Source organism: Arthrobacter sp. 10N43 (assembly GCF_056394525.1).
This window is the reverse complement of sequence record NZ_JBFTIA010000012.1, coordinates 101,467-108,010: the sequence shown is the minus strand read 5'-3', so window position 1 is coordinate 108,010 and position 6,544 is coordinate 101,467. Positions and strand designations below refer to the sequence as shown.

6 protein-coding genes are annotated in these 6,544 nt (G+C 69.9%); all 6 read left to right on the top strand.

Annotated features, from left to right (window positions below):
* Positions 1-1,503, top strand: a 1,503-nt coding sequence (locus AC1DDO_RS18885) for a hypothetical protein (protein WP_476972494.1), incomplete at its 5' end; no start/stop codon positions are given.
* A 4-nt stretch (positions 1,504-1,507) separates the two neighbouring features.
* Positions 1,508-2,497, top strand: a complete 990-nt coding sequence (locus AC1DDO_RS18880; protein WP_476867984.1) for an HAD-IIA family hydrolase — start codon at positions 1,508-1,510, stop codon at positions 2,495-2,497.
* Positions 2,498-2,506: 9 nt separating this feature from the next.
* Positions 2,507-2,821 carry a hypothetical protein gene (locus AC1DDO_RS18875; RefSeq protein WP_476867985.1) on the top strand — a complete coding sequence of 105 codons (315 nt, stop codon included), beginning with the start codon at positions 2,507-2,509 and terminating at the stop codon, positions 2,819-2,821.
* Positions 2,818-3,630 carry a TlyA family RNA methyltransferase gene (locus tag AC1DDO_RS18870; RefSeq protein WP_476867986.1) on the top strand — a complete coding sequence of 271 codons (813 nt, stop codon included), beginning with the start codon at positions 2,818-2,820 and terminating at the stop codon, positions 3,628-3,630. The genes AC1DDO_RS18875 and AC1DDO_RS18870 overlap by 4 nt, the downstream gene beginning before the upstream one ends.
* A gap of 22 nt (positions 3,631-3,652) precedes the next feature.
* A complete protein-coding gene (locus AC1DDO_RS18865; RefSeq protein WP_476972493.1) occupies positions 3,653-4,705 on the top strand; it encodes an NAD kinase in 1,053 nt (350 codons plus the stop codon).
* Positions 4,706-4,708: 3 nt separating this feature from the next.
* Complete coding sequence (gene recN, locus AC1DDO_RS18860) at positions 4,709-6,445, top strand: DNA repair protein RecN (RefSeq protein WP_476972492.1); 1,737 nt, start codon at positions 4,709-4,711, stop codon at positions 6,443-6,445.
* Positions 6,446-6,544 lie beyond the last annotated feature (99 nt).

Here is a 6,544-nt window from a genome sequence, read left to right as displayed (position 1 = left end):
CGTGGTTTCGGGGGCAGTGAGCGTAAGCCGTACAGCGGCGGCGCCGGCGGTGAGCGTAAGCCTTACGGTGATCGTGCCCCGCGTGAAGGTGGAGGCCAGCGCAGCTTCGGTGGCGATAGCCGTCCGTCTTATGGCGATCGTAAGCCGTACAGCGGTGGTGGCGAGCGTAAGCCCTATGGTGATCGTGCTCCGCGTGAGGGTGGCGGCCAGCGCAGTTTCGGCGGCGGCGACCGTGACCGCAAGCCCTACGGCGCCGGCGATAACCGCAAGCCGTTCGGCAGCCGCGAGGACCGTCCCGCACGCAGCTTCGACCGTGGCGAGTCGGGTCCGCGCCAGTATGGTCGCGACCGTCCCGAGGACCGTCCGGTACGCGTACCCAACGCGCGCGATCTCCGCAGCGCCAACCGTCCCGACCGGGAGCGTTCACCCCAGATCGACGAGGACGTCACGGGCAAGGAACTTGACCGTGCCACCCAGCACCAGATCAAGACCCTCGAAGGCACCAGCGCCGAATGGGTGGCCCGCCACCTTGTCATGGCCGGACGGCTCCTTGACGAGGAACCTGAGCTTGCCTTCCAGCATGCCCTGGCAGCGAGCCGCCGCGGTGGACGCCTTGCGTCCGTCCGCGAAGCTGTCGGCCTGACCGCCTACGCGGCCGGCCACTATGGTGAAGCCCTCCGGGAATTCCGCACCTACCGCCGGATCAGTGGCTCCAACATGCACCTGCCGGTCATGGCCGACTGCGAGCGGGGCCTCGGCCGCCCGGACCGTGCCCTGGACATGGCCCGATCCGAGGAAGCCAAGGATCTCGACGCCCCGGGCAAGGTGGAATTGGCGATCGTGGCAGCCGGTGCCCGCACCGACCTCGGGCAGTTCGACGCCGCGGTTTCCGAACTGGAGATCCCGCTGCTGGACATCAACCGGGCCTTTTCCTACAGCCCCCGGCTGTTCCGCGCGTACGCTGATGCGCTGACGGCAGCCGGCCGTGCGGCTGAGGCCGAGAAGTGGCAGCGCCAGGCCGTCGTGGCCGAAAACGCACTGGGCCTTGGGGAGGACGAGGACCCTGACATCATCGACCTCGGCTGGGACGAGGAAGAGGAAGCCCGTGAGGAGAACCGGCAGCGCCGGCTCCGTGAGCAGGAGAACGCCGACACGCACGCCGGCACCGAAGAGCGCGCCCCGCGTGCCGCCGGTGCTGCTGCCGCCGCGGAAACCACCGGCGCCGCAGCTGAGGCGACCGGCCTGAATGCGACCGACGGCAGCGCCATCGACCACAGCGCCATCGACCACAGCGTTATCGACCATAACGCCGACGACGCCGAAGGGGACTACTTCGAGTCCGACGACGCCGAGTCCGACCAGGATTCGGTGGAAGCCGACGTGCTGAGTGAATCAGAAGTGCTCGATAACGCCGGCGGCGAACCGGAGGCCCAAGAGGCCGAAGCGGATCAGGAACTCCTGGACGACTCCGAGGCCGCCCGGCATGACCGGGCCGAGGACTAGCCGCATGGGCGACACCGCACTGATCGCCACGTTTGATGCCCTGCTCTCTGACCTCGACGGCGTGGTGTACGCCGGCCCCCATGCCATCCCCGGGGCCGTGGAATCGCTGCGCCGGCTCGCCGGCGTCGGCGTCGGGCTGGGCTACGTCACCAACAACGCCTCCCGCTCCCCGGCGCAGGTAGCGCAACACCTGCGCGACCTCGGAGCCCCTGCCGAGGATCACCAGGTGGTGAGTTCCTCGCAGGCGGCGGCGGCGCTTCTGGCCTCGATGCTGCCTGCCGGGTCGCACGTGCTGATCACCGGCAGCGCCGCGCTGGCCCAGGAAATTGAGCTGGTGGGCCTGGTTCCCGTCCGCGGCGCGGAGGACAACCCGGTCGCCGTCGTGCAGGGCTTCAGCCCGGACATCGGGTGGAAAGACCTCGCGGAGGCGTCGTACGTCGTGGCCGGCGGCGCCCTCTGGGTGGCGACCAACACGGACTGGTCCATTCCCCAGGCGCGCGGCATTGCCCCGGGGAACGGGACGCTTGTGGCGGCCGTTGCGGCCGCGACCGGCAAGACCCCGATCGTGGCGGGCAAGCCCGAGGCACCGCTGTTCCACACGGCCGCCAAGCGGCTGTCCGCCGACCGGCCGCTGGTCGTCGGTGACCGCCTGGACACCGACATCCTGGGCGGCAACAACGCCGGCTTCGCCACGGTGGCTGTGCTGACCGGCGTGGACACCAGGGAATCGATCCTCGCCGCCCGGTCCATGGAGCGCCCGGATTTCCTCATCAATGACCTCACCGGCCTGTACGCGCCGTACCCTGCCGTGGAGCACGACGCCGGGCGGTACAGCAGCGGCACGGCCTCGGCAATCGTGCGCGGGCAGTCCGTCCACATCAGCGGCGACCCCGCCGACCTCGATTCATGGCGTGCCGCCTGTTCGGCCTGGTGGGCCGCGAACCCCGAGACCACCAGCGCGCTGGCCCCGGTCCTCGAGTGGCTCGATCACTAGGCTGGACCTATGACCGAGCTGAACCCAGAGCTGAACCCACATCCAAACCAGGATCCAACCCACGAGCCTCACGAGGCGGCTGAGGCTGGCGCCCCGGCAGAGGCCGGCGTCGCCTGGCCCGATCTGTCGTTGCAGCACGTCCAGGACCCGGCCGTCAGTGCCGTGCTGGACCGCCTCGCGGCCGTGCGGCAGGCGCCGGTGTCCGGACACGGCGAAGTCTATGCCGGCATGCACGATGCCCTGCTGGAGGCCCTGAACGAGGACGTGGCCGGCCACGCCGGCGCGGCACGCCGCATCCATGCAGCAGGGGACGGGGGAGCGTGAGCCGGCTGGACCAGGCACTTGTCAGCCGGGGGCTGGCACGGTCCCGGACGCATGCCGCCCGGCTCATCTCCGAGGGCAAGGTGAGCTCCGGCGGCGAGATCCTCGCCAAGGCCTCACAGCAAATCCCGGATGACGCGGCGCTGGACGTGCGGGCCTCCGCAGAGGACGGCTACGTAAGCCGGGCCGGGCACAAGCTGGCCGGCGCGCTGGATGCCTTTCCCGCCGTCGAAGTCGCCGGCAAACGATGCCTCGACGCCGGTGCCTCGACCGGCGGGTTCACGGATGTGCTGCTGCGGCGCGGAGCCGCCCACGTGGTGGCCGTAGACGTCGGGCACGGCCAGCTGGTCCCGGAAATCCGGCACGACCCGCGCGTTGCCGTCCACGAGGGTCTCAATGTCCGGTACATGACGCCAGGGGAAATCGGTGGACCGGCCGCTTTGACGGTGGCTGACCTGTCCTTCATCTCGCTGACCCTGGTGGTGGTACCGCTCGCCGCCTGCACGGTGCCCGGTGGTGACCTTGTCCTCATGGTCAAACCGCAATTCGAGATCGGCAAGGACCGGCTGGGTCGGACCGGCGTGGTCACCTCGGAGCGGGAGCGCAGGCTCGCCGTGACCAAGGTGGCTGCCGCCGCCGTGGACGCGGGCCTCGAATTGCGGGGCCTCGCCCAAAGCCCGCTGCCGGGACAGGACGGCAATGTCGAATACTTCCTGTGGATAAAACGCGCGATGTCGGAAGTCCCGCCTAAGATCGAGGAGCGGGACGCAGCCGTTGCTGCGTTGCTCGGAACAATCTGGCCGAACCACTAGAACCACCAGAAGGCGGAACCCGATGAGCAGGCGTGTCCTCATCCTTGCCCACACAGGGCGCGAGGAATCCCTCAAGGCTGCCTGGGAGGCGTGCGCCCTGCTGCATGAGTCCGGCCTGGTCCCGGTGCTGCAGGAAAACGAGCTCGGGGACATGGTCCGGTTCTTCGGCCGGCTCGACCACCCCGTGGAGGTACTGCACGACCACGTGAAGCTGCCCGAGGTGGAACTCGTCATGGTGCTGGGCGGGGACGGCACCATCCTCCGCGCGGCCGAGCTGGTCCGGGAAGTCGACGTGCCGCTGCTCGGAGTGAACCTGGGCCATGTGGGGTTCCTTGCCGAAAGTGAGCGGGCCGACCTCGCCCAGACAGTCGAGTGGATCGCCAGCCGTGACTACACGGTGGAGGAGCGCATGACGATCGACGTCCAGGTCTGGGTCCGTGGGCAGAAGATCTGGCACACCTGGGCCCTCAACGAGGCGGCGATCGAAAAGGGCAACCGGGAACGGATGCTGGAGGTGGTCACGGAAGTCGACGAACGCCCCCTGACCTCCTTCGGTTGCGACGGCGTGGTCCTGGCCACGCCCACCGGATCCACGGCGTACGCGTTTTCCGCCGGCGGCCCCGTCGTGTGGCCCGAAGTGGAGGCCCTGCTGATCGTGCCGATCAGCGCCCATGCCCTCTTCGCGAAGCCGCTCGTGGTCTCTCCCCGGTCCCGGCTCGCCGTCGAGATCCTGAACCGTACCGACGCCCAGGGCGTCCTGTGGTGCGACGGCCGCCGCTCGGTGGACCTGCCGCCCGGCGCGCGCGTAGAAGTGACCCGCTCCGCCACGCCCGTCCGGCTGGCCAGGACACACCAGACCCCCTTCTCCGGCCGGCTCGTGCGCAAGTTCCAGCTCCCCATCCAGGGCTGGCGCGGCCCCATGCCGCAGGCCAAGGCCATCCACACCGGACCCGTCCCGATCATCCGCACGCCCCGCCCCATGCCGCCGCTGCCCTCGCCGCACGACGCAGGACCCGGCGACGCAGGACCCGGCGACGGGCCCGATCCATCGCCAGATCCCTCAACCGAGAAGTGAACCATGCTTGAAGAACTGCGAATCCGCGATCTCGGCGTCATCACCGACGCCACCCTGCCGCTGGGCCCGGGCCTCAGCGTCGTGACCGGTGAAACCGGAGCCGGCAAGACCATGGTGGTCACCGCCGTCGGACTGCTCCTCGGTGCCAGGTCCGACGCCGGAGCGGTCCGCAGCGGCGCGAAGAGCGCCTCCGCGGAGGCGGTGCTGAAGCTCGACGCCGGGCACGCCGCCATCGCCCGGTCCCGCGAGGCCGGCGCCGACGTCGAGGAGTTCGACGGCGGTGCTGAACTGCTGCTTGCCCGCAGCGTCGGAGCGGACGGCCGCAGCCGCGCCTATCTGGGCGGACGGGCCGCGCCTGTCGGCGTGCTCGCCGAAATCGGCGAAACCCTTGTGGTGGTGCATGGCCAGTCGGACCAGATCCGGCTCAAGAGCCCGGTGGCGCAACGCGGCGCCCTGGACAAATTCGCGGGCGACAGCCTCGCGGGAACGCTGGCCGCCTACCAGGACCTCTACGCCCACTGGCACGCCAGCCAGGCCGAGTTGGACTCCCTGCGCAGCGCCGCCCGTGAACGCCTCCGCGAGGCCGAGTCGCTGCAGGTTGCCCTCACCGAGATCGACGCCGTGGACCCCCAGCCGGGGGAGGACGACGCCCTGAAGGCCGAGGCAGTGAAGCTGGCCAACGTCGAGGAACTGCGGATCGCGGCCAGTACCGCCCACCAGGCGCTCATCGCCGAGGACTTTGGCGAAGATGCCGACGCCACCACACTGGTGGACGCCGCCAAGCGCACCCTGGAGCACGTTGCCGAACACGACGAGGAGCTGGGCTCAGCCGCGGCGCGTCTGGCCGAGGTCGGCTTCCTGCTCAACGACATCGCCGCGGAGCTCGCCAGCTACCAGGCCGCCCTGGACACGGAGGGCCCGGAACGGCTGGCAGAGATCGAGGACCGCCGGGCCGCGCTGGCCAAGCTTGTGCGCAAGTACGCGCCGAGCATCGACGAGGTGCTGGTCTGGGCCGAGGAAGCCCGGACCCGGTACGAGGAACTGCAGGACGACTCCACCCGGATCGAATCGCTGGAAGCCGAGGTGACCCGGGCCGAGGCCGAGCTCAAGAAGAAGGCCTCCGCGATAACCAAGGTGCGCACCAAGGCCGCGAAGGACCTCTCCGCACGGGTCAGTGCGGAGCTGAAGGCGCTGGCCATGGCCGATGCCACCCTGGTCATCAACCTCGAGCCCGCCGGCCAGCTGGGACCGTTCGGGGCAGATGACATCTCGTTCCTGCTGCAGCCGCACTCGGGTGCGCCGGCCCGGCCGTTGGGCAAGGGCGCCTCGGGCGGTGAACTCTCCCGCGTCATGCTCGCCATCGAGGTGGTCCTGGCCGCCGTCGATCCCGTCCCGACGTTCGTCTTCGACGAGGTCGACGCCGGCGTGGGCGGCCGGGCCGCCGTCGAGATCGGCCGCCGGCTGGCGATGCTGGCACGGCACGTCCAGGTCCTTGTGGTGACCCACCTGCCGCAGGTGGCCGCGTTCGCGGACCAGCACATCAGGGTCACCAAGACCTCCATGCGGGGCGCCGACGGTGCCACCGCCACGGGATTCACCTCCAGCGACGTGCAGCTGCTGGACGAGGCCGAGCGCGTCCGCGAGCTGGCCCGCATGCTCGCCGGCCAGGAGGACTCGGAGTCGGCGCAGGCCCACGCCCAGGAGTTGCTGGACGACGCCAAACTCCTGCCGCAAATCTAGGCGGGTTCGCCGGGACTTCCGCACGGAGTTCCGCAGGTGCCGCTGCTAGGACAACAATCACATCGGGATCCCGCCAGGGAGCCCGTGGAAGGCCGAATT